The sequence below is a fragment of the Microbulbifer maximicatervae (SeqCode) genome (assembly GCF_052467955.1).
Window position 1 is genome coordinate 2,894,960 of the sequence record NZ_CP174329.1, and the last position, 22,401, is coordinate 2,917,360.

Consider the following 22,401-nt stretch of genomic DNA (forward strand, 5'->3'; position numbering starts at 1 on the left):
AGTCCAATGTACCAATTTGATAGGCAGTAATATATAAAATGGAGTGAAAAATAAGATTACGAGTTATTACGTAACCAGCAGTAAAACCGCGTACTTCCCTTTCCTGATTTAAGGGCCATTTTTTCAATGCCACTTTCAAAGGACTTCGAGACTGAAGCAGCTCTGTCTGAGTAGCAACACAGAGATATAAATTCTTAAATCAATCGCTATAGCAGTTCTACGGTCGTTAGTAACCATAGAAATTTTATTAATAAAAAAGGATAATGTTTTTAGTCAGCGTTTTATCCTCCACATCCTTGGCATAATCGTATAAATTTAATAATGTCGTTAGGAAGGGCTATAGATGTTTGATGTGGCCCCATACACTCCAAGCTATTTTTTTATTTATAGATAACGCAGAAGACGGGCCCTTAACTTTTCGAGCCATCCTAATCTTCCATCTATGACAGTTACCAGCTGGAGAATAGCCTCATAAGGACGAGATTTTCAGGAGTGTCAACTCGCTTTCCGTCAGTGCCTTCACTCTACCAATAACCTAATATTTTCTATCAAATTCATTTCAGAGTTTTTATAAACGTGCTTTACTGGTGTAAAAAGCTCGGTTATCCCCTGAGCCTCTTTATTCAGCATCACAGGTTATTGGCAGTAGTTCTTTTTGAGAATCTAACTGTTCTAACTTTACTGGTTGCACCACCTGCTCTCTAATCATGTCAGCAACTTCGAACATAGAGGCAGCTTCATAGCCAAGGGGTTAGGTTTGGCTGCTGAAATTTTCAGGGTGTTTTAGTGCCTCCGAAGCAATTGTTGCTACGTCACGTGCATCAACCAGCTCCATAGTTCTAGTTATCCTTCATTAGGCTCCGTTTGCCCTAAATGCGTTTATCTCATTTAGTGATCAGCGTATCTATCACAGGAACTTATATGCCTTTCTGATAGTCAAATTTTGCCAACTGAATTCTGGAAAGTTTTTGAATAGGTGTTGATTGCCATGGAACGACGTGATTTCGCAAAATTATTTCTTGGGGCTACCTCTGTATTTGCTGTTCCCCAACCACTCATCGCTTTAGATGCTTTATCAAGTCATCCAGTGAATGATGATGACGAGTTTCAACGTCTCATTCGCCATCGTATTCTTAAGCAACACGCGGCACATGCAGCAGTTGCAGGTACCCTAAATTTTTCTGATCGTCGAATTTTTACTGTCCGAGTGCCTGAAGCCAAGGATACTTATCAACTTGGGGACGATACGATTTTTGAAATTGCGTCGTTGACTAAGATATTTACGGCCTTGCTATTGGCTGTTGAAGTTGTACATAAGAGAGTGAAACTCGATGACCCTCTCCAGGATTACGTACCAGCCGGTGTAAAAGCTCCAACTTTTGAAGGGCAACAAATCACTCTCGCCGACCTGGCTACCCATGCTGCTTCTCTTCCTCTAAGACCAAATAATCTTGCTGCATCGGCGCCCGATGCACCCAATAAGTACGCTGGTTACTCCTTTGAGCAGCTCTATGGTGGCTTGCCAAGCTATCATCTGAAAGCTAGCCCGGGTACTCAATTCAGCTATTCAAACCTGGCTTTTGGGCTCTTAGGTCAAGGACTTGCTTTGAAGGAAGGCCGCTCTTTTGCAACGATACTGCAAGATCGTGTGACGGGACCTTTAGGGCTAAGTGATACCACTTTAGAGGATGATCCCAAGAAGTCTGCTCGGCGAGCTCAAGGCCATGACTTTTATCTCAGCCCGATCGGCCCAACAAGCGATGGGGTGCTCTCGCCGGCTGGCGGTTTACGATCTACAGCCAGCGACCTCCTCACACTTCTCGACTTGTTTGTCAACGGTCGAGGCCCTAAGGATTTGGTTGCAGCATCGCGGCTAATGCTGTCAATTGATAGGCCGGGGGGCAGTGATATCACTCGTATGGCCCTGGGTTGGCGCAGGACAACCACCAATGGAGAGACTTACTATTGGTCCAATGGCAGCAGTGACGGATCGCGTACATTTATGGGTTTTAACCCAGCGCGGAGAGCGGGTGTTGTTGCCTTGGCAGATACTGCCAGCGGTGAAGGTCTGGATGATATTGGCCATCACTTCTTGAACCCCGAGCAGACGGTATCTACTAAGGTTGTCCCTGTCCCAGATTTCATCACTTTACCAGAGGAGGTGCTTTTGAGAGGTGTCGGGCGCTATGGGCACGGAACAGATGATATTGTCGAAATCAGCCGTGGCTATACAGGTCTTATAGTTTCAGCGGAATATGGGGAGTTCGTAATTCGACCGCAATCGTCCACAATCTATGCATCGAAGATGGTCCCAGGGTTGACTATTGAGTTTGAGGAGGGCGATATGAGCCCTGCCCGCTCATTTACTCTTCGTCAAGGTGGAAAAGCTTATTCCTATAAGCGACTGCCCTAGTTCGAATGGTCGGTTAGTTACTACTGGGGGGGAAGGAAAGAACACATCGCACTCGAGGCCCGCTGTGAATACATCCCTGTAAGCTCCTAATCGGCATCCATGCCTCATAGGATCCCAAGCGCGGTGTATTTTTCCCTTCTCCCTTTTTAGTAAGTGCAGCCTAGGGGAATATTGGACGAAACAGTTTTAACTTATTGATAAATTGAGATTTTTTATGTCAGTCAGGTCATTGCTGCAAGTTGATTTATCAATACCACATCTTAATTGGGCTGGATTAGGCAGGGTTTCGTAGTGGCCGACGTTCAGTAATTACTAGCCCAGTTCAAAATCAGCAAAAATCAGCAAAAATCAGTTAAAGAGACTCAAAATACTGCGAACTACCTCAATCCCTCCACAATATTAATCTATGAGTAATTTCCAGAAGAATTACTACAAGACACTTTAATCCGAGGTGGATTGTTAAGAAGTGCTATTCCTGAATGATTTTAAGAATATTAATGTACAGACGTGCCAGGTAATATTATATATTCTATTTTGCTCTGGTTTGGCATCAGAGCAAAAACAGTGAATTCCATCGCTGAAAGTAGCAGGAAAAGGCAGGAGAATAATTATGACAAAAATAGTGAGCCGCAGTATCAACCGGGAAGTGAGTTTTACCGTGTTGGTAGAGGATAATTCGCCGATACTTTTTCAAACGAAGGTCAAAAAATCACTCGAAAACTGGCTGGATGAAGCACAAACTATCTTAAAACGAGCGATAGATATGTGCACTGTAGCGATTACATACCCTGATAAGGTTCCTGATAAGTTTAAAAATTTAGTCTCCTACTACTTCGGCCTTCCTATGGATTGCCCGCCACAAAGATATTCAAATTGCGTAAATGCGATACTCCAAAAACTCAGTAAAACCCAGATAGGCTTGAGTGGTGATGTGGAGTGTGCGGATGTAAAAATGATGCCCACCTTATGTAAGGTTCAATGCTCTACCATATCGACGATAGGATATCCATTTGGTATTGAGGACCCTTCGAAAAATGCGGCCGGGTTTGTGTTTGTGCCCTTTACGGAAAGTTGGGGCAGATCAATTTCAAACTTCTGTAAGTTGTCATGGGCCGGTGGAGGGCAACTTAATGGGGGGGGCTTTATGAAGCCCAATCAAAATCCTATCTGTTTGAGTTTTAGTAAAATTTGGGAAAAAGGTGAGGTTTTCTGCATTGTTACTCTGATCCATGAAGGAACACATAAATATGCGCAAACCGTGGATCATAAATATTTTAATGATGAAGGCATTGCGGATAAATTGGATAAAGCTATCAGTGAAGGTGGCGCTATATGGATGAAGTTCCATCAGGACAATGGTAAAACCCATGATCAAGCGTTCAAGCTTGTTGTACAGCAGGCATTCAATCAGTTACGCGGACAAGATGCAGCGGCAACACTTATGGCAGAGCTCACTGAAGTCAAAGCGGTGGAAAATGCAGACTCAGTGGCATGGTTCGCGTATGACGTAGCACAGCTTCCCTCTGAGCAGGAAGTTGGGAGAATTGTTACCGGGATGGTAGGTAAACGAAAAGTGCACCCAAGCCTACTTAATCACTAAAGGAAAACCCAGGGGGCAGTCTAATTAATTGAGACGATTACGTTTCCTGCAATTTGGGGTCCTATCCCGAAATCAGAGAACTGTCCCTGTAAACCCAAGGGTTTCTATATTTGGGGTGTAGATGCTCGGGCAAATGCGTGAGTGGTGAAGGATTGGTTGATATTGGTCACCACTTCCCGTACGCCGAGTACACGGTAACAATTTACACTGTTACTACCTCAGATTTTATCGCTGGAATTGGAGAGGTACTTTAGGGAGTTGGCTAACGCGTGCGAAGCAGGTAATACCATCGAAATCAGTCGTGTCCATGCAAACCCTATTGTTTCAACGGGATCTGGAGAGTTCGTAATTCGGCGGCAATCGTCCACAATTTATGCATCGAAGGTCGTATCAGCGCTAACTATTGACTCCAAGTGAGGTGACATGAAGCCTCGCTGTTCGCTTACTCTTATAAGTGTGTATCTTTATTTGGGTAAATGCGGCCCGCATATCGCTTCAGGCCAATACCTTGAAAGGAAAGATCAATGCCCTATCCAGAAGTTACGATGTCTAGTGACACAATCCACAACCCGAAAGAACCCCGACACCTTATGCGCGCCAAGATTGTGCCTAGGACAGTGCGTGTGCGTCGTGGTGGCAAGGCGATTGCCGAGAGTAGAAATGCTTTGAGAGTTACAGAACTCGCAAAAGATATGTTCGACCCCGTATTCTACTTCCCAAAAGAAGATGTTCTTGCTCCCCTCTCCCTTATAGAGGGAAAGACAAGCTATTGCCCACTGAAAGGCGATGCCAGCTACTTCTCAATCGATGATAGCGGAGAAGCTATTGCATGGGCCTATGAAGCTGCTTTTGACTTTGCCGGGGTGATCAACGGGCGTATTGCCTTCTATCCAGATCAAGTGGCAATCGAAGAAGTTGGAACTTCATCATGACCCTCTTCCTATAGACTCTTTTAGGTTAATGATACAAACCATGCCTAGAACCTGGTTGCACTAACACTCCGCCCTTTTATAGGCACTTGTAGCGAAGGACTAGTCCGCCCGTTTCAAGGGTATCTGCCCGCATCAGCTCAAAATTTTTCTGGATACCGTCAGGTTTGAAGAGAGGTGAGCCAGCTCCTAGTACGATAGGTGCTAGGCATATCCGGTACTCGTCTACTAGACCTTCTCTGAGCAGAGTAGCTACAAGATTCGAACTACCAAATACGAAGATATCCCTCTTCCCGGTCTCTTTTTTCAGCGCGCGAACATGTTCGGCCGCCTCGCCTTTCAGTAGACGAGTATTTGACCAATTGGCGTTTTCTAGCGTGCGAGAGATGACGGCTTTTTCAAGCGAGTTCATCATGTCCGCAATCGCCCCAGTTTCGTTTTGCCAATAATCGGCCATCCCTTTATAGGTGCGACATCCGAATAGCAAGGTGCCGATTTCATCACCCTGTCGAAGAGAGAAGGCTTCTAATTCGTCGCCCCACACTGTTGCGTGATGGTCCAATGACCATGGGGCGGTGCCTTCAAAGCAGCCGTCCAACGACATCACATTCCAAACCACTAACCGTCTCACAATCTGATCCTCATATATTTGTCTCTTGCATTGTCTGTTGGGACTGAGCTTGACGAGGGCAGTGTCACTTAGCTTGTTGAGGTGTTGTGCCAGTAGCTCAGGGTTGACGAGGGGATTTGCTCATGCCCGGTATAAATACTCTTTCGCGATATCTCTCTGTTACTTCAAACCGAATTTGTAGCAGCTTGAATTGTCGCAATATCGATCTTTCTCATGGTCATCATCGTGGTGAAGGCGCGCTTTGCCTTGTTACGGTCGGGATTCGTTGTAAGATCGAGTAGCAGTTTTGGCGTAATTTGCCACGAGTGACCCCAGCGATCCTTACACCAACCGCAGGCGCTCTCTTGCCCACCGTTATCCACAATCGCATTCCAGTAACGGTCAGTTTCCTCCTGGTTTTCGGTGATAACCATGAAACTAACCGATTCATTCGGAGTTAGATTTGGACCGCCATTCAGACCTATAAACTTGCGCCCAAGGACAGTCAATTCAACGGTTAGCTCACTGCCCTCATGGCCACCGGGGTAGTCGATGGCGGCCGCATTAACGCGGTCGACATGGCTGTTAGGAAAAGTTGCTGCATAGAATTCCGCCGCTTTCTTTGCTTCGCCGTAGTCGAACCAAAGACAGGTAACGAGTTCTGTCATTTTGATATCTCCTCGGGATTTAAACGGGTCGAATACTTACTCTGCTGAAAGGCTCTGGCATTGATAGTTATGTCGGGACATCTGGTGGGCGTTCCAGATCTGATCTTACTGCCGAGCGTATCGGCACAATGTGCGCAGCTTCCCTTGAATACCAAGTCAGTGATGGGCTCCATAACTTTCGAGTTCCTATCTCTGCTTATCTATCCCAAATTGCGCTTATACTGCCGGCCCTACTCTCGTTGCAGGGAGAAATTTCCAGTCGTGATACTTCCGCCTCGAACATAGGTCACACAAATTACACCGCTATCTGTCGTCATGGCTTGCTGTACATGGAACGCTGTAGGGATCACACCTGAACCGAAAAGGCGTTTTCCGTTACCCAGGACCAAAGGAAAAATCAGTAATTTGAACTGATCAATTAGGTCCGCTTTGAGTAGAGTTTGAATAAAGTCAGCACTGCCTGGAACCAACAAATCAGGGCCATTGCTAGCCTTGATTGCACGAAGCCTTGAGATTGGGTCATCCCCCAGCCACTCGCTGCCTTCCCAGGTAAACTCAGGTCTCGTGCGAGAAGCCACGTATCGTGTTGTACCGTCGATTTTTTGATCAGCTGGATTTCACTTTCATCAACACCCTCAGGCGGAGGGTCAGCAGCAACTTTTGGCCAATGTGCAGCGAAAATATTGTGAGTCCGATGGCCAAGTAGTAACTCAAATGGCGCTGCGAACACATTGCCCATGAATTCACCAACACCTTCATCAAAATAGGAAGCTACCCATCCACCAAGCTCAAAGCCCCCTGAAGAGTCCTCTTCCGGGCCGCCAGGGGCCTGCATCACACCATCCAGGCTAATAAATGTGTTTACAATTATTTTTCGCACAAGTTCTTCCCTGTTGGTTCTATTGGCCCAAATGATGCTGCGGGTTGTACTTGGACTGTTACTCAATGGCTATTGAAGCCCGAAGAGAAGCAATATTGCCCTTTTCTATTCGGCTTCTACTTTTCTTGCTTCCATGTATGCAGTCAGATTAGAAAGAGCGCGCTGCCACCCATTGCTAGTTCCCTCGATTATTCCCGAGCCGACCAGGGAGGCGATTTGTATCGTTACCTTGAGTTCTGTCACGCTTTCACTATTGCCGATCTCCACGCTAATCAAAGAGATACTCAGTGGAGAGCCATCCGTAGTTACACGTTCGGTGAACAGAAGCCGATGTGGCCTTCTGATTTCGTAATAGTGTGTTTCAACCCTGAATCGCAGATCGTTACTTTGACCGCATCGATGTATGTCAATGCCTCCTTCGCGAAAGTCATTTTCGAGAAATTCAATTGTTTCATCTTCAGAAGGAGGCCCCCATATCGAGCGGGCTTGCGGGTCTTCCCATGCGGAAAATACCCGCTCTCTCGGTGCTTTGATCGTTCTACTGATCGATATGGTGTCGTGGGATAAACCTTGGCTCATGCGAATCCCTCTGCGATGTTTGCAAAGCGTGAACAGCCGAGTGCAAAAAATAACGATAGTTAGCTTTTTGGGTAACTATAGTTAACAGTAATTGTTAGGTCAATGGATAACCCGCGAAAGGCTCCGCGCGGTTAAAGCTTCAGTGCTAGGTGGGGTGGAGGGAGAGAAATTGGTTTACGCCTGGGGGATCCGTACTGTTCGGGCATTTACCCCTTTTGTACTAAGTCATCCTGCTCTTCTGCATCAAGCGTTTCGACATAGCTCGCCATCCGAGCCATCCGGCCTTCCCATATAGCCGTTTGTGTATTGATCCATTTTTGTGCGGCAGTCAGTTGCTTGGGTTTTATCTCACAGGTTCGCACGCGACCGGTTTTCTTGGAGCGAATCAAGCCCGCATCCTCCAGCACACCAATATGCTTCATGAACGAAGGGAGTGCCATCTCAAATGGTTCTGCGAGCTCGGTGACCGACGCTGGTCCGCTTATCAAATGCTGAATGACAGCGCGTCGTGTTGGATCAGCCAGAGCTTGGAAAACAGTATTCAGGTTGTCGTGATTTTCTTCCATCTGAATAAGTATATCGGTGAAAAATTGTTAGGCAATGGCTACTGGGTGTAGCTGCGTATTAAAAGCAGCTTAAGGTTACTTGGAAACTGCTTATTCAGTCATTCGATTAGCCTCGCCACCTCAACGATAATGGATATGCTATAGAGCGTCTGCAAGCGCTGGTTTGGCTCCCTACTATGATCATAGAATCAGGTGGAGTCGATTAAATGGTGTTATAGGACAAAGATAAAATGTTTCAGTGTTAACAGGCTGCTGGAACCCCCCTACTTAAAAGAATAAGGTGCAACAGTGATCGATTTTACATATCAAAAGGATGTTCGAACCGAACTGATTGATCCTACCCACCAAAGACGGACACTCTCTTAAGCGATAAACTACGCAGCAGAGGTGCCCTATGACACGATCAAGTAAATCAACCAAAACCACTCGTAAAAAATACTCAGAGGAATATAGAAAAGATGCCCTAGCACTGGCGGTCAAGGTAGGGGTAAGCGTTGCCGCTAAACAGCTTGGGTTACATCCTTCCCAGATTTACGGATGGCGAAGCAAGGCTAAGTTACATCAGAGCCGAGGGGATGCCGAGAGAGAGCTGGCCACAGAGAATGCTCGCCTTAAGCGGCAGCTGGCTGAGCAGGCAGAGGAGCTGGCGATCTTAAAAAAGGCCGCAGCGTACTTTGCAAAGAGCCTGAAATGAGGTACGCCTTCATGCTAAAGCACAGGCATAAGTTCAGCATCAAAGCGATGGCTAAGGTATTGAGCGTATCTCGCAGTGGGTTTTACGATTGGGTGTCAAGATCGGCCGATCAATCCAAGCGCCAGCAGTACCAAATGGAGCTTGATGGTTTGGTACAGCAGCGCTTTATAGCCAGTAAAGAACGTAGTGGCGCCCCTCGCCTGACGAGGGAATTGGCCAGTGAGGGGAGTAAATATAATCAAAAAACAGTTGCTGCCAGCATGCGTCGACAGGGCCTACGGGCTAAAGCCGCCAAGAGATATAAAGCCACAACCTACTCAAAACATGGTCTGCCAGTGGCCCCAAATCTGCTCGAGCAGAACTTCAATACTGAAGCGCCGAATCAGAAATGGGTCGGGGATATTACCTACCTACGAACAGAAGAGGGTTGGTTATATCTGGCTGTAGTGATAGACCTATATAGTCGGCTGGTTATTGGTTGGGCGATGTCAGAAACGATGACAGCTACATTGGTCTGTGACGCCCTTCAAATGGCTTTATGGCGACGTAAGAAACCTACAAATGTTATCGTGCATACTGACAGGGGAAGCCAATATTGCTCTAAAGATTATCAATCTTTAATTACAGCTTATGATCTGCGGTGCAGCATGAGCGCCAAAGGTAACTGCTATGATAACGCCTGCGCAGAAACGTTCTTCCACTCACTTAAGGTAGAAGTAATCCATGGTAACCGCTTTCCTACAAGGTGCCTCATGCGGGAAACCGTATTTGAGTATATAGAAATAGACTACAATCGAAATCGCTTACACAGCGCCAATGGCTATCTCAGCCCTGAGGCGTTTGAGGAACAACTAGTCGCTTAGTGGTGTGTCCGTTGTTGGTGGGTAGGATCAGATCTCTTATACAGTCCGGGCAGTGCCAGAGAAGGTCTTTGATGCCTGGATCATACCCAACATGGTTGAAAAATGGTGGGGGCCTGACGATTTCACGACACGTGTACTCAACCTCACCGCCAAGGTTGGTGGGTGCTTTGCTTTTGAGATGACTGCTCCAAACGGCAGTTCCTGCATTATGTCTGGTGTGTATCGCAGCGTTGACAGGCCAAAGCGATTGGTTTTTGAAGTCCACGAGCATTGCAATCTTAATCTGCCAAACAGCACCGAGCCGCAAGAGAATGCATCTTTGGTCGAAGTTGTTTTCAGGGGCAGTGAGCTTGGTACCATCGTTACTCTGACACATACGCTTCTCAACACTGACTATGCAAAACTGGCAAAAGTCAGTTGGACTCAATCAATTCGTCAAATGGAAGCTGTACTTACCGAATCTTTCACGAGTTAGTGTTTTCTCTAATGGACTGGATTAATGAGTTAATGTAAGTTTTCTTTGGATCAACAATATAATCCAGCTAGCGATAACAAATGGTGCGGTTAATACAATAATATCAGCGCTCATAAAAGCCATTGCGATTGGAACGGTTAATATGCTCCCTGCAATTGGGGCTAGCCATCGCTTACGACCATTTGATAATGCAATAGCGCTCAAAGATGCATTGTAACCGAAGAGCCCGGCAAGAATTAATGTGGGTGATAAGGCCAGGAACATGGCCAGTGATGTGGCCAGCATTCCACCAATAATACTCCAACACGCATGAGATTTATTCGAGATAAAAATCCCAATTAAAAAACAAATACCTGTAATGGCATTGTTCTGAAAGATAATTTGACCAATACCTTCGAATATCCCCCAGGTTGAGGTGTTTTCGTTAACAAATACTGTAGTTGGCGCTAGATCTAGTGCTGGAGCCAATATCCATATAGCCCATATCACCAGAATGTAGGGTGCAGTATAAGGCGGAAGGACAAAATGAAGCAGCATAAAGCGCATAATTAAGACTGCTAAAGCACTTCCACCGACAATCAATAAAAAAGTCATTAGGGATGGAGCATATAATAAGAATATGACTACACCGATCAAAGCTCCATTGTACCCAAATAGTCCATCCTCAATTTGTTTTACGGGATAATTAAGGATATTTGCACAGGCAGTTGAGGTGATAACCCCAATTGCGACCCCTATAGCCATGGCAATAGAGTTAACTGTTACTCCGAGTATGAATAGAAAGCCACTCAAGGCGTTTCTTTGCAGGATGACCTGGCTAATTCCTCTGAAGAGACTGACAAGACAATTTCTGAGTTTTGTAGTTATTGGCTTTGTCATAGTATCTCTATTACAGCCTTAATTCGAATTAGTTAGTGTGGCTGCCAGATTTTGAGCCAAGTGAAATTAGAATATATTGTGTATGAAATTAGCAAAGGGGTTATCCATTATCTTTCTTAACCTGAATAAGTTGTAATTGACCCTACCCGCTCACTTGTTCACGGTCATAAATATACTATTAACTTTAGGTTATCCAGAATAAGCCATGGGCAATACACATTTACCAGGTAAGCTCGATATATTGTAGTGCTACTTAGTTGACTGTCACGTTCTGATCAGAAGCCTGTAGTCTGCTTTAACTTATTAAATTTTCTTCATACCTGTGATTAAATGTGCTTCCCCAAAAACCATCTACAATTCAACACACCACTTAAGCGCCGTGGGTAGTACTTTAAGCTATTCCGGTGTATATGGTTAAACGATACTTTCGGTAGTGAGGTAGCAAGCATGTTTAACAACGTAGGTTGGATTATCGAGGGAAAGATAAGAAAGGGACATGAAGCGGAGTTCAAAGCTGTTGTGAATGAGATGGTCGCAGCAACTAAGAAAGAAGGTGGAACCCTGAACTACCAGTATTACGTAACCGATGATGGAAACGTGCTTATCTATGAGCATTTCAAGGATTCCAAATCCGCTCATAAGCATATTGACTCGTGGGACAACTTTGCCGATCGTTGGATAGCGGCTGCTGAACCGACTCGCTTAGTCCACCTGGGAGATATGCCACAAGATCTTCGGGAGCGTCACTCAGGCCTGCAATCAACTCTATACCACCCTTACGCTGGATTTGAACGTTCAGGCGGTAAGGCTCACTAACCGTTTAGGGAAAAAAGTAAAGTTGTAAGACTTTCACCAGTTGAGTTGATAACTACATGTTTCAAGACAACTGGTGAAGGTTGGGTACCCTTTCATTTATAAAAAGTTACTCCAGCAGCTTCATGGAATCCCATATTTCTCAGCCAATCGATCGATTTCTGCTTGTGATCTGGAATTATCTGGACACTTCGCACCAAACCATGGGTTTAGATCACTGTCTGTATTTGTAGCAGGTAGCTCTTTAACATCAAAACAGCGGTCTCCAACTTGAACAAAGGTTCCTGTCGAGGTCTGGTATCTGTTTTCTGTAGGCTGATATCGACGGACTTTGTTGCGTTCCCTGGCTATTTTTCTCTCAAGAGCGGGATTGAATACAGACGGTTGTCGCCCTGACCTTGGCGCAGTTGGGAGATCCTCGGAATGGGGCCTTGCCTCTAATGCTCCTTCCAATTTGGGTGGTGGCTCTTCTATTTTGGCTGGCTTCACCTTATTCAAACTATCAGATATTGGTGGGCTAGTAACGGTTACTGCATCTGTCGGAGCGGTATCCTGCTCTGATACTACGCTCGGTTCTTCAGCAGTTGGCGGAGACGTAGAAGGCAGAGAAGTAAATGGGGCCAGTAAATTGACTTCTAGCGACGTGTTGGTTCTAGGAGTTGGACTTGGAGCTATTGATACTGGAACAACTATCAGTGCTATATGGGTTCCAATAGCAATAAGTACTGAGACTGCAAAGCGCCAATTTTTGGTGGTTTTGATGTTGGAGAGTGCAGGTGTCGTCGTATTAAAATCCATCTACTTCGTAGACCATATCTCAATAGACCTGGCCAAAATCCTTTTCCGAAAAACTCTGTGATTAGTGCGATAACAGGTAGGACTCCCACAGACCTTATAAGTTCTTTGGAGGCTCCAACTTCACCTGGTTGTTACTTTTTGACAATGAGGCCATCACCCTCCTCCAGTTAGCCTTCTTCGTTCCTGAATACACAGAGAATCGCCCCAGGGTTCCTAGTCAAACAAATCCTCTTAGCCTTACTGTAAGAAATTGCACTCCAATACGACCAAGATGGGTATCTAAACAGACTGTCTTCAAATTGGGGCTTATACCCTGCCACTAAGGATATGGATTGTATGAAATTTATCCGCTTAGCTCTTCGCACCTTGATCGCCGCTACATTAGTTTTTTCTATGCCATTCGCTCTAGCATCAGAGCCATTTTCCGAAGAACGATTCAAGGAGTTACAAGCCGCCAAACGACCCATTTTGATCGATGTGAGAGCAGATTGGTGCCCAACCTGTAAAAAGCAGGGCGAGATTCTGACGCAGTTTCAGAGGGACAATGCCCAATGTGGCCTTACGATCCTGAATGTGGATTTCGACTCCCAGAAAAAGTGGGTTAAGCACTTCCGCGCTCCTCGGCAATCAACGCTACTACTGTTTAATGGGGAGCAACAAGTGTGGTTCAGTGTTGCCGAAACTCGTGCCGATGTAATTCAGCAGAATATCTTCGATTCAGTTAAGGCTTGCACTGACAATGCTTGAGCTTAGCGCCATCCCCCTGGCTTTGATCGCGGGTACTCTCAGTATTCTCTCTCCCTGTGTTTGGCCATTGGTGCCAATGGTTGTCGGGGCTTCTAGTAGTGCCGGGCGCTGGGGGCCGTACGCGTTGGCGATTGGGCTGAGCTTGTCATTTGCATTGGCAGGTACGGTGCTGAGCTTTCTATTGGTCTCCTTAGGATTAGACCCAGAACTCTTCCGCTATATTGCCGCGATAATGTTAGTGGCGGTTGCATTAGTCTTGTTGATCAAACCACTTTCCGATTGGCTGACCTTGCGTTTATCAAAAATCACCGCAGGGGCGAGCATTACCGGTGATGGAGCTTGGGCTGGGCAGTTTGGTATTGGCTTCCTTACCGGAATCATCTGGCTGCCATGTGTTGGCCCTACCCTGGGTGCCGCTATAGCACTGGCTTCCATGGGCCAACAATTGGGGCAGTCATTTATGGTGATGTTTGCTTTCGGACTAGGTACCGGTACAGCGCTTTTAGTGGCTGGGGGGCTATCGAGGCAGATTTATACTCGACTGTCACCATCAGTTGGGGCTTTCGCGATTGGAGGCAAAACAGTACTAGGTCTTATACTATTACTACTCGGGATACTGGTCTTGAGTGGGCTTGATAAAGTAATGGAAGCCTGGGCTTTGAATTGGATTCCTGGGTGGACTTTCAGTTTTTGATGGTCTTTTAGTGGTAAGCCAAGCCATATTGGTTTTTACGGGCCGGGTATTCTTATTCGGCCTTCTTAACTTGGAATCACAAAATTAGCCTTACGACTCATTAGGTACTCGCTCCCTTCATCGGTGTGAATGCGCACTTTTCATATTGGAGGATTTACGGTGGTAGAAATCGAGTGTCTATGGGAGTGCAATGATGGATTGGGCGAGACACCGATTTGGTCAGCGGAAGACAAGTCTATCTATTGGGCTGATCACGTTAACCCCGAACCTGACCCCACTGACGCCCGGCCTCCATCCATAAGAAGTTTCAATATCGAAACAGGCGAACGCAAGACCTGGGAGATGCCTGAACAAATAGGCTCCTTTGGCTTCCGCCGTGGAGGCGGAATGATCGGAGGTGGATGCTCCGGTTTCTTTGCGATCGACTTGGAAAACAGGCGTGTCGATACAATCGTTAATCCTGAACCCGGTAGGCCCCACAGTCGTTTGAATGATGGCAAAGTGGACCGCTATGGACGTTTCTGGTGCGGTAGTATGGATGTGCGTTTTAAAGACAAATCTTCCTATCTCTATTGTTTGGAGCCCGATTTAACTTACCGAAAGGCCGATAAGGATTTTCGCTTTGTTGTAGCCAACGGCATTGCTTTTGACCCTGAAGATACGCGAATGTATTTCGGGGATACCTTTGGACATATGGTTTACGTATTCGATCTGGATATCAGTGACGGCCGGATTAGTAACCGGCGCCCTTTCTTCTCCATTGAAGACCGACAACCAGGAATTGTCGACGGTGCAACGGTAGATACGGAGGGGTTTTACTGGTTTGCGTTGAATCTTGGGAGCAAAATATTGCGAGTGGATCCCAAAGGAAGGCTTGATAGAGAGATCGACCTGCCGATTCGCAGCCCTACCTGTATCGCTTTTGGCGGTAATAATTATGAGACACTGTTTGTCACATCTCAGCAGTCATTCCTCACTAAAGGGGAACTGGCTCGACATCCTCAACCGGGCTGTATCTTAGCCGTTCACGGGCTTGGAGTTCAGGGGCTTCCTGAGCCAAAGTTCGGCAGTTAACTAGCTCTTAATTGCAACTCTTCAAATAGGCATCCCTATTCTTGCGTTCTGTCGGGCTAGAATCTTTGTGTGTGATAAATCTGAATCGCCAATTGGACAAGAGAGGTGTCAGTTGCGTATCCCTGCCATCCCACCAGAAGAGCTCAGCGAAGAACAGAAACCTCTTTACGAAGATATGAGTAATGAGATGAAGGGGTATTTCACAGGTTTCATCAAGAAGCGCAAGGATGGCGCTTTACTGGGGCCCTGGGCACCAGCACTGCAATATCCCAGGTTTGGAAAGCCCTGGTGGGACAATATCAAGGCTATTGCGGACAAACCCACGCTTCCTAAGGCTGCTCGGGAGGTTGCGATTCTAATCACCGCAGCTCATTTTAAAGCGGGTTATGAGTTGTACTCCCATACGGTTATTGGTGAGAAAAGTGAGTTGGCAAGGAGCAAAATTGCCACTATCGCAGCGGGCCAGCGTCCGATAGACCTAACTTTTGAGGAAGCCGCTGCTTATGATGTCGCCGCATCACTTGCAGCTGGAGGCCGCCTGCCAAAGGCTACTTGGGAGATGGCCGTGAGTGCTTTCGGTAACGAGGGCGCCGCCGAACTGGTCTTTCTCGTGGCTGGCTATCATCAGGTCTCTGCCATTTTAAATGGTTTTGATATTTCCATACCTGGTAACGGGAGTTAGGGAAAATCTCGGTTCGGGAGGGGGCAAGAATGTTCTGGGTTTATCCATCCCAACGACACACTCATCCCATATGTAAGTTGTGAAAAAAGTAGCGTCCTCTGAATGCTTGAAAGCAAATACCACTCTCTTCGAGAGTAATTGAGTGGAAGGTAAAGTGTGTAGTTGGGATAGGTTGCAGCGCCCTATTCCAGTGCTGTACAGATTCTATTGAGGTTACGAGATGGCATTCGCCATCTCGCAGGAAATAGCCCGTTATTGGGCGGCAACAGCTTGGGGTATATCTGCAGACTGCTTTGACTGGGATACCTGCCTATAGATATATCTGCTCGAATAGAGGCAAATGACACCCATTACCAGGGCGCCCAGGTCAGTGAAGACTACTGGCAAAGTGATGGACTTCCAGGGGACCAGCAGACCATTCCCAGTTACCAGCGCATTCAGCAGCGGGATGCCGCACAGTAGCAAGCCTGCACAAAGTGAGAGATCTGCTAATGCAGGTTTTATCTGGCGGCGCAACATCGCCCAGGCTATGGCCACTCCCCATACAGAGAGATACACCATTTCAATCCAGTGAAAGCGCTGATCGCCACCACCACCGGGAGGTAACAGCTTATTGGCATAGAAAGTAGCCGCGGTGGCGACAACCAAACCGGCACAAACCCCTACCGTGAGCAAACTGAGGAACCAGCCGGAACCTCGGGTATTAATATCACCAGAGGGAAGCTTCTGTCTCTGTGCCTTGCGAACCTGCCAGATAACGGTGCCCGTTACCATCATCAAACACAATGCCAATCCCAACACAAAGTACAGGGCTTTTATCAGGAAGCCACCGTAGAGTGCGTAGTGAAGCGGAGTCAGTGAAAAATACACCCGCATAAACGGACCTGAGTCCTGCACTGGGTTATTGATGTTAACTACTTCGCCATCTTCACTGCGGTATTTGACATCAACAAAGCGCACCAGCGCCTCGTTTGTTTGGCCCGAGACTTGGACAACCTGATTGCGATCCCCGTAGGCCTCCACATAAATGGCTTTGGGTTTCGCATTAGGCACTTGGTCCTGGTAGCGCAGCAGTATTTGGTTATAGCTACTGGATTCCAAAGGCTCGCCAGTTATCTCAGGATGTTCCCCCACTACCGAGGCGACTGCTGCTTCCACATTACCTTCAAAAGCAGAAAATGCAGCAACCTGAATCATAATGCCATTGAGGCCAAGTATTGCGCCGGTAAAAGCAATCACTATATGGAACGGTAGCGGCCAGACCCCTAATACTTTGTGCAGGTCTGTCCATTTGAGCCGCCTGCTGCGATCCACACGGAATTTAAACATCTCTTTAAAGATTTTCTTGTGAATGATGATGCCACTTAATATGGAGAGCAGCATCACCAAGCCCATCAGTCCAACCAGGTAGCGTCCAAAAGGCCTGGGAAACAGTAGATCAGTGTGCATATACGTCAATAGCTCAGCGAAATCAGAGCCGCTGGGCGGCAGCACTTCACCGGTATTGGGGTTTATATGGCGTACCTCGGTTTCCTCGCTTTCAGCATCAGTCCAGAGCACTTCCAGCATAGGATGGTAGTAGTCTGGCATTGAGATCATAAAAAAGCTGTCCTCACCGATATTTGCCTCAGCGAGCACCGGAGCGACCAGTTGATCTACATCCAAAGGCGCTTCAGCATCGAAGGCAATACGATGCTCGGGGCGTTCCCATTGGGTCAGCTCGTGGCCAAATAGTGCGACCACGCCGGAAAAGGAAATTACGAATAGCAGAATAGAAAATAACACCCCAATCCAGGAGTGAATTTCGTAAAAAAGGATATTGCTACGCTGTTGCATTTAAGTTGGCTAGACCGAAAATTATAAAAAAGAAAGAGCGCTTAGTCCGAGCATGACCAGCAACAGGGATAATAGGTATGCCGCTGCGCGCCAAGTGGAGGCGGCGAGTAACCCCATACTCATATACCCGACCCATAAAAGTGTCGATAACATAGATCCAGCTGCCATCCGTTCTGTTGGCTCGGCGGACGGCCAGTAAATCGACAACATCACCGTGCTGGAAAACATCAAGATAATGCTCAGCACAATGGTCAGGGCGACCTGTTGCCAACTGATTTTTATAGAAGCAGCCATAGAGTTATCCGATAGTCAGAAGAGCCTGCTCTAATACCAACAAGCCCACTACTGACAGTGGAAAATGGCGAAGCAGCCAATTAGGTTTGATTGGGGCGAGCAGTGCTTGTAATAAAGCGCAGAACATCGCGACACAAAGCCAAATGGGTATCCCTACCTCCCAACCATATAGGAATCCATAAGGAATTGAACTCACCGGAAGCACCCACCAGGCAATTCTTTGTAAGCGCTTAAAACTACTGAGCTGTAGATCTTTATGTCTGGTTACAAAAATAAGTAGTACAGCCAAATAAGTAAGTAGGAAAGCCACCAGGTTAGACATTGAAGTTTTCCAGCCTTCTTTGCTTAGAGGTCGCGGATTTTTTGAACATTGCGCTTATTCTTTACAGAAATGGAGTTTCGTAGTTGCAAATATTGCCTTCAATACTGGGAAGCTTTGTATTTAGCGATCTACCGGGTTTAAATTTAAGTCACAAATAATAATCATTATCAGTTGTAGTCTATCTTAAGATACATGTTTGTTCAATTGGCTTGAAAATGCAGACAGACTGGAAGCTAGTAAGGAAGAGGTGCTAAGTTCTTTTACCTTTCTTCCATATCTTATCGTTCATATCATGTGGATTATTGACTTCGAAGCCAGTGGCTTATCCAAGCAGAGTTACCCTATAGAAGTTGGCCTCTGCTCTGAAACAGTGGAATACCAGGCGCTAATAAAACCAATGCCACACTGGTCTTATTGGTCCGATGATGCTGAATCGATACATAACATTTCCCAATCAAAGCTGGAATCCAAGGGTATTTATCCAACTACAGTGGCTTATAGCCTAAACAGGATTCTTTCAGGCCAAGTTGTCTATTGTGATGCCCTGCACTGGGACAGTTTTTGGTGCAATGCCCTTTTTTCTGATACTGGCATTCATCAGGAGTTTGAACTCAGGGATATTCAGGAGCTAATTGGTGGCTCTGAAAATCACCTAAGAGCATTCATTAATGAGCGCGAAAAGCTGGAGGACTCTGACAAATTCACAGTTCATCGAGCACTGGATGATGCAAAAATAATCAGGAAGGCACTAGAAGTAGCATTAGCAGGCCGACATGAGTGAGTAGCTTTAGAGCTAAGTAAAACGGTCGTCCTCCTTAGACTAACTAACAGAGAGCAGTAATTAGGGAGCCTCTGAGTAACTCCGTGATACCTCTGGCATGCAGAGCGGTTCACAATCAAGGCGCGGCTTCGCAGGAATGTCTAGACCTTTCAAGAAATCGCAACGCGGAGTGTGAATCGCTCTGCAAGCCCCGAAGGGCGGGCCTTGAAGGCCACAGCTGCTGCGTTGCAGCTCTTGCAAAGGGCTACGGCCATTCGCGGCGAGCTGCGCCTAACATCTGCAGCCTTCAAGACCCGCAGAGGCATTACGGAGTTACTCAGAGGCTCCTTAGGTCTATTACTTCTGCACCTTGTGGAGGCACTAACTTTTTGCCGCAATAAAAACACCACTTCCTATAAGTAAAGTCCCAGAGCCGTATTTTAGAGCCGGGGTCTTTCCTGATTGACTGATTGTTGACCGTGCCTTGCAGGCAAGGTACGCATAACCGGCCATCACACTGCCTACGGCTAGCGTTGCAATTGCAAATATAATTGCAATGTCCAAAGAAACGACGCGAGTTAGATCGAGGAAGGCTGGAAAGAAGCTTACGTAGAAAAGAATAGCTTTCGGGTTACCCAGCGTGGTGACTAAGCCCAGTAGAAAACTTGAAAAGCTGCTATGGGAGTAGCTTGTAGCTATTTGGTTTTGGTCGACTTGTCTTTTCTTTGCTGAGAGAAAGATATTCACTCCCAGCCAGATAAGATAGGCTGCTCCAGCATATTTAATAACTATGAATAAGCTCCCCAAGGTTTCGGATAGCGTTGCTAAGCCAAGCAGAGCTAACAAAATAAAGAAATAATCACCTACAACAATTCCCACTACTGTAATTAACCCCTGGCGCAAGCCGAGTGTCACTGACCGGGAAACAACAGCTAATACTCCTGGCCCAGGTATCAGTGCTAGAACTAGCATTGAAATGAACAGAGCTAAGGATGTAGAGATTGTCATGAAGTACTCAGTGATAGTTAGAGCTTTTATGCATTGATTCTATATGCTCAAAAACTGTACGTAAATTGTGCTTTTGAGGCTTCTGGCTAGCAAATCCTTGGCAACTGCTCCCCAGGTAAACGCTGCAATAACCGATCACATCCCAAATTGTTTTTTAAAATAACCTGGGAGCTACCTCCTCCCCCAACAGTACCAATAACCGCAAAGCTGCTATCTGCGGTTGCTTTTCGAAGAATGGAAAGTGCCAACTTAACACCTGCTTCGGGGACAAAAGACACAAAACGCCCCTCATTCGCTACATAGAGTGGGTCTAGCCCCAGTAGCTCACAAGCGCCCTGCACGGCATCACAAACAGGTATCTTGCTCTCCTCCAAGACAAAGGTCCGTCCGCAGTTTTCCGCTAGCTCCACCAATGCGGTGGCTAGCCCACCTCGTGTGAGATCTCGCAGACAATGAACTTCAATTCCGGCATTGATCATTTGTGCAACTACACCATTCAGTGGCGCACAATCGCTGAGGAGATCACTTTCAAACTCGAGTCCCTCTCGGCTGGCCATCACCGCTATGCCATGGCGGCCGAGATCGCCGGACAGGATAATAGAGTCACCTTGGCAAATACGGTTGGGATCAATGGGTTGTTCTCTTATCAGGGTACCGATGCCACTGGTATTGATATAGAGCCCATCCCCCTTCCCTTTCTCTACCACTTTGGTATCGCCGGTGACTAAGGTAATTCCTGAGTTCCGGGCAGCCTCAGCCATCGAGATCAGAACCCGTTGGAGAGTTTCCAGGGGCAACCCCTCTTCGAGAATCAAGCCGCAGCTTAGAAACTTGGGTTCCGCGCCGGCCATAGCCAAATCGTTGACGGTGCCATAAACGGCGAGCTCACCGATGTTTCCTCCGGGAAAGAAAAGCGGTGAGATGACAAAGGAGTCGGTGGTAAATACGAGCTGATCCGGTTTCCATGGAAGTGTTGCACTGTCATGGGCCTGGGATAGCCAGGGATTAGAGAAGACAGGTTGAATATATTGATCGATCAAGCGTTGGGTCATCTCCCCACCGCTGCCATGGCCAAGGCGTACGACCTCGTCAGCGGTTGGTGGAATTGGACACTGCAGATTCATTCGATTCCACCTGATTCTGGTAGCGATAGTAGGCCGCGCAAGCGCCTTCAGTGGAAACCATTGGCGCCCCCAGCGGTTGCTGGGGTTGGCAGGTCTTAGCGAAGTGAGGGCAATCCCCGGGCTTCTTTAGCCCCAGCATAATATCCCCACTGATACATCCCCTGTTTTCAGAAATGCTCAATGCTGGAAGATTGAATGTTTGTTCTGCATTGAATCCTGAGTAATCGTCGCTCAATACCAGACCGCTAGCGGGAATTTCACCTATACCGCGCCACTGTTGTGTTGCTACTTTAAAAACCTCTTTAATCAAGTCCTGGGCAACGGTATTACCTGTTTTAGTAACCGCGCGCTGATATTGGTTTTCTACTTCACAGCGACCATTTTCTAATTGACGGACACACCGGAGTACGCCTTCAAGAATATCCAGGGGTTCAAAGCCTGTAATCACTATTGGAATCTGGTGTTTTTTCACCAAGCTGCGGTACTGACGATATCCGGTTATTGCACAGACGTGACCTGCAGCTAGGAAACCTTGAATCCGACAGTCTTCACGGGCACATATCGATTGAATCGCCGGTGTAACCAAAAACTGGGATATCAATGCGTAAAAGTTGTCGATTTGCTTTTGCTTGGCGAGGGACAGCGCTAGGGCATTGGCGGTAGCGGTCGTTTCAAAACCCACCGCAAAGAATACGACCTGCTTGGTGGGGTTCTGCTCTGCCATATTGAGCGCTTGCAGCGGCGAGTAGACAATACGGACATCGCCTCCGGCAGCTTTGACTTCTAGTAAATCTCGATCTGAACCGGGGACTCGCAACATATCGCCAAAGGAGCAGAAGATAACATTGGGCATTGCAGCAATCGCAATAGCTCTATCGATGATTTCCTGCGGTGTAACACAAACCGGGCAACCGGGTCCGTGTACTAATTGAATCTCCTCGGGCAGTAATTGCTGCAAGTTATATTTTGCGATGGCATGGGTTTGCCCTCCACAGATCTCCATTAGAGTCCATGGGCGAGTGGTGACTTTCTGAATCTCTGCCGCAATTAGCTTGATGTTCTCGCCGTTGCGGTATTCCTTGAGGTATTTCAT

At 46.8% G+C, this 22,401-nt stretch carries 25 protein-coding genes; 11 read left to right on the forward strand and 14 right to left on the reverse strand.

Annotated features, from left to right (window positions below; genetic code table 11):
- Window positions 1-988: 988 nt before the first annotated feature.
- The 3 genes from ACJJI5_RS12450 (at window position 989) to ACJJI5_RS12460 (ending at window position 4,945) form a co-directional block, all read left to right on the forward strand.
- A complete protein-coding gene (locus ACJJI5_RS12450; RefSeq protein WP_445354189.1) occupies window positions 989-2,413 on the forward strand; it encodes a serine hydrolase domain-containing protein in 1,425 nt (474 codons plus the stop codon).
- A gap of 610 nt (window positions 2,414-3,023) precedes the next feature.
- A complete protein-coding gene (locus tag ACJJI5_RS12455; protein WP_445354190.1) occupies window positions 3,024-4,013 on the forward strand; it encodes a hypothetical protein in 990 nt (329 codons plus the stop codon).
- A gap of 524 nt (window positions 4,014-4,537) precedes the next feature.
- The gene (locus ACJJI5_RS12460; RefSeq protein WP_445354191.1) at window positions 4,538-4,945 is read left to right on the forward strand and encodes a DUF427 domain-containing protein; all 408 of its coding nucleotides are present in this window, start codon (window positions 4,538-4,540) and stop codon (window positions 4,943-4,945) included.
- A gap of 76 nt (window positions 4,946-5,021) precedes the next feature.
- Here the strand turns inward: ACJJI5_RS12460 and ACJJI5_RS12465 are convergent, their stop codons facing one another.
- The 6 genes from ACJJI5_RS12465 to ACJJI5_RS12490 form a co-directional block, all read right to left on the reverse strand.
- Window positions 5,022-5,573, reverse strand: coding sequence for a dihydrofolate reductase family protein (locus tag ACJJI5_RS12465; protein WP_445354192.1), 552 nt, complete (start codon window positions 5,571-5,573; stop codon window positions 5,022-5,024).
- Window positions 5,574-5,737: 164 nt separating this feature from the next.
- Window positions 5,738-6,220: a VOC family protein gene (locus ACJJI5_RS12470; protein ID WP_445354193.1), complete on the reverse strand. Its 483-nt coding sequence runs from the start codon at window positions 6,218-6,220 to the stop codon at window positions 5,738-5,740.
- Window positions 6,221-6,450: 230 nt separating this feature from the next.
- On the reverse strand, window positions 6,451-6,693 hold the full coding sequence (locus tag ACJJI5_RS12475; protein WP_445354194.1) for a dihydrofolate reductase family protein: 243 nt from the start codon (window positions 6,691-6,693) through the stop codon (window positions 6,451-6,453).
- Window positions 6,639-7,100, reverse strand: a complete 462-nt coding sequence (locus ACJJI5_RS12480) for a dihydrofolate reductase family protein (RefSeq protein WP_445354195.1) — start codon at window positions 7,098-7,100, stop codon at window positions 6,639-6,641. The genes ACJJI5_RS12475 and ACJJI5_RS12480 overlap by 55 nt, the downstream gene beginning before the upstream one ends.
- Before the next feature lie 105 nt (window positions 7,101-7,205).
- A complete protein-coding gene (locus ACJJI5_RS12485) occupies window positions 7,206-7,679 on the reverse strand; it encodes an SRPBCC family protein (protein ID WP_445354196.1) in 474 nt (157 codons plus the stop codon).
- 206 nt (window positions 7,680-7,885) lie between these two features.
- Window positions 7,886-8,245: an ArsR/SmtB family transcription factor gene (locus tag ACJJI5_RS12490; RefSeq protein ID WP_413661976.1), complete on the reverse strand. Its 360-nt coding sequence runs from the start codon at window positions 8,243-8,245 to the stop codon at window positions 7,886-7,888.
- Window positions 8,246-8,639: 394 nt separating this feature from the next.
- On the opposite strand from ACJJI5_RS12490, the gene ACJJI5_RS12495 reads away from it, so the two are divergent.
- Window positions 8,640-9,802, forward strand: a protein-coding gene (locus ACJJI5_RS12495) for an IS3 family transposase (protein ID WP_444897071.1) whose coding sequence is annotated in 2 segments (ribosomal slippage) — window positions 8,640-8,898 and window positions 8,898-9,802 — 1,164 coding nt in all. Because the reading frame shifts where the segments join, the coding sequence is not laid out codon by codon here.
- A gap of 52 nt (window positions 9,803-9,854) precedes the next feature.
- Window positions 9,855-10,277, forward strand: coding sequence for an SRPBCC family protein (locus ACJJI5_RS12500; RefSeq protein WP_445354197.1), 423 nt, complete (start codon window positions 9,855-9,857; stop codon window positions 10,275-10,277).
- Between the two features lie 21 nt (window positions 10,278-10,298).
- Here ACJJI5_RS12500 and ACJJI5_RS12505 read toward each other — a convergent pair whose 3' ends face one another.
- Window positions 10,299-11,156, reverse strand: a complete 858-nt coding sequence (locus ACJJI5_RS12505) for an urea transporter (protein ID WP_445354198.1) — start codon at window positions 11,154-11,156, stop codon at window positions 10,299-10,301.
- Window positions 11,157-11,603: 447 nt separating this feature from the next.
- Between ACJJI5_RS12505 and ACJJI5_RS12510 the strand changes: the two genes are divergently transcribed.
- Window positions 11,604-11,972 carry a putative quinol monooxygenase gene (locus ACJJI5_RS12510; protein WP_108733199.1) on the forward strand — a complete coding sequence of 123 codons (369 nt, stop codon included), beginning with the start codon at window positions 11,604-11,606 and terminating at the stop codon, window positions 11,970-11,972.
- A 120-nt stretch (window positions 11,973-12,092) separates the two neighbouring features.
- Here ACJJI5_RS12510 and ACJJI5_RS12515 read toward each other — a convergent pair whose 3' ends face one another.
- Window positions 12,093-12,767 (reverse strand): hypothetical protein, encoded by a 675-nt coding sequence (locus ACJJI5_RS12515; protein ID WP_445354199.1) that lies wholly within the window; start codon window positions 12,765-12,767, stop codon window positions 12,093-12,095.
- 336 nt (window positions 12,768-13,103) lie between these two features.
- On the opposite strand from ACJJI5_RS12515, the gene ACJJI5_RS12520 reads away from it, so the two are divergent.
- From ACJJI5_RS12520 to ACJJI5_RS12535, 4 genes are all read left to right on the forward strand, one after another.
- A complete protein-coding gene (locus ACJJI5_RS12520; RefSeq protein ID WP_445354200.1) occupies window positions 13,104-13,514 on the forward strand; it encodes a thioredoxin family protein in 411 nt (136 codons plus the stop codon).
- Window positions 13,507-14,208, forward strand: a complete 702-nt coding sequence (locus ACJJI5_RS12525; protein ID WP_445354201.1) for a cytochrome c biogenesis CcdA family protein — start codon at window positions 13,507-13,509, stop codon at window positions 14,206-14,208. The genes ACJJI5_RS12520 and ACJJI5_RS12525 overlap by 8 nt, the downstream gene beginning before the upstream one ends.
- 129 nt (window positions 14,209-14,337) lie before the next feature.
- A complete protein-coding gene (locus ACJJI5_RS12530) occupies window positions 14,338-15,282 on the forward strand; it encodes an SMP-30/gluconolactonase/LRE family protein (RefSeq protein WP_445354202.1) in 945 nt (314 codons plus the stop codon).
- A 112-nt stretch (window positions 15,283-15,394) separates the two neighbouring features.
- Entirely contained in the window at window positions 15,395-15,964 is a 570-nt protein-coding gene (locus ACJJI5_RS12535; RefSeq protein ID WP_445354203.1) for a carboxymuconolactone decarboxylase family protein, read from the forward strand.
- A 252-nt stretch (window positions 15,965-16,216) separates the two neighbouring features.
- Here the strand turns inward: ACJJI5_RS12535 and ACJJI5_RS12540 are convergent, their stop codons facing one another.
- Genes ACJJI5_RS12540 through ACJJI5_RS12550 form a run of 3 tightly spaced genes read right to left on the reverse strand, consistent with a single transcriptional unit; the run spans window position 16,217 to window position 18,416 of the window.
- Window positions 16,217-17,800: a PepSY-associated TM helix domain-containing protein gene (locus ACJJI5_RS12540; protein ID WP_445354204.1), complete on the reverse strand. Its 1,584-nt coding sequence runs from the start codon at window positions 17,798-17,800 to the stop codon at window positions 16,217-16,219.
- A gap of 21 nt (window positions 17,801-17,821) precedes the next feature.
- Window positions 17,822-18,094 carry a hypothetical protein gene (locus tag ACJJI5_RS12545; protein ID WP_108733205.1) on the reverse strand — a complete coding sequence of 91 codons (273 nt, stop codon included), beginning with the start codon at window positions 18,092-18,094 and terminating at the stop codon, window positions 17,822-17,824.
- Between the two features lie 4 nt (window positions 18,095-18,098).
- Complete coding sequence (locus tag ACJJI5_RS12550; protein ID WP_413661967.1) at window positions 18,099-18,416, reverse strand: hypothetical protein; 318 nt, start codon at window positions 18,414-18,416, stop codon at window positions 18,099-18,101.
- Between the two features lie 196 nt (window positions 18,417-18,612).
- Between ACJJI5_RS12550 and ACJJI5_RS12555 the strand changes: the two genes are divergently transcribed.
- The gene (locus tag ACJJI5_RS12555; protein ID WP_444913792.1) at window positions 18,613-19,197 is read left to right on the forward strand and encodes a hypothetical protein; all 585 of its coding nucleotides are present in this window, start codon (window positions 18,613-18,615) and stop codon (window positions 19,195-19,197) included.
- A 360-nt stretch (window positions 19,198-19,557) separates the two neighbouring features.
- Here the strand turns inward: ACJJI5_RS12555 and ACJJI5_RS12560 are convergent, their stop codons facing one another.
- From ACJJI5_RS12560 to hypD, 3 genes are all read right to left on the reverse strand, one after another.
- Window positions 19,558-20,184 carry a LysE family translocator gene (locus ACJJI5_RS12560; RefSeq protein ID WP_445354205.1) on the reverse strand — a complete coding sequence of 209 codons (627 nt, stop codon included), beginning with the start codon at window positions 20,182-20,184 and terminating at the stop codon, window positions 19,558-19,560.
- Window positions 20,185-20,270: 86 nt separating this feature from the next.
- Window positions 20,271-21,308, reverse strand: coding sequence for a hydrogenase expression/formation protein HypE (hypE, locus tag ACJJI5_RS12565; RefSeq protein ID WP_445354206.1), 1,038 nt, complete (start codon window positions 21,306-21,308; stop codon window positions 20,271-20,273).
- Window positions 21,274-22,401, reverse strand: coding sequence for a hydrogenase formation protein HypD (gene hypD / locus ACJJI5_RS12570; protein ID WP_445354207.1), 1,128 nt, complete (start codon window positions 22,399-22,401; stop codon window positions 21,274-21,276). The genes hypE and hypD overlap by 35 nt, the downstream gene beginning before the upstream one ends.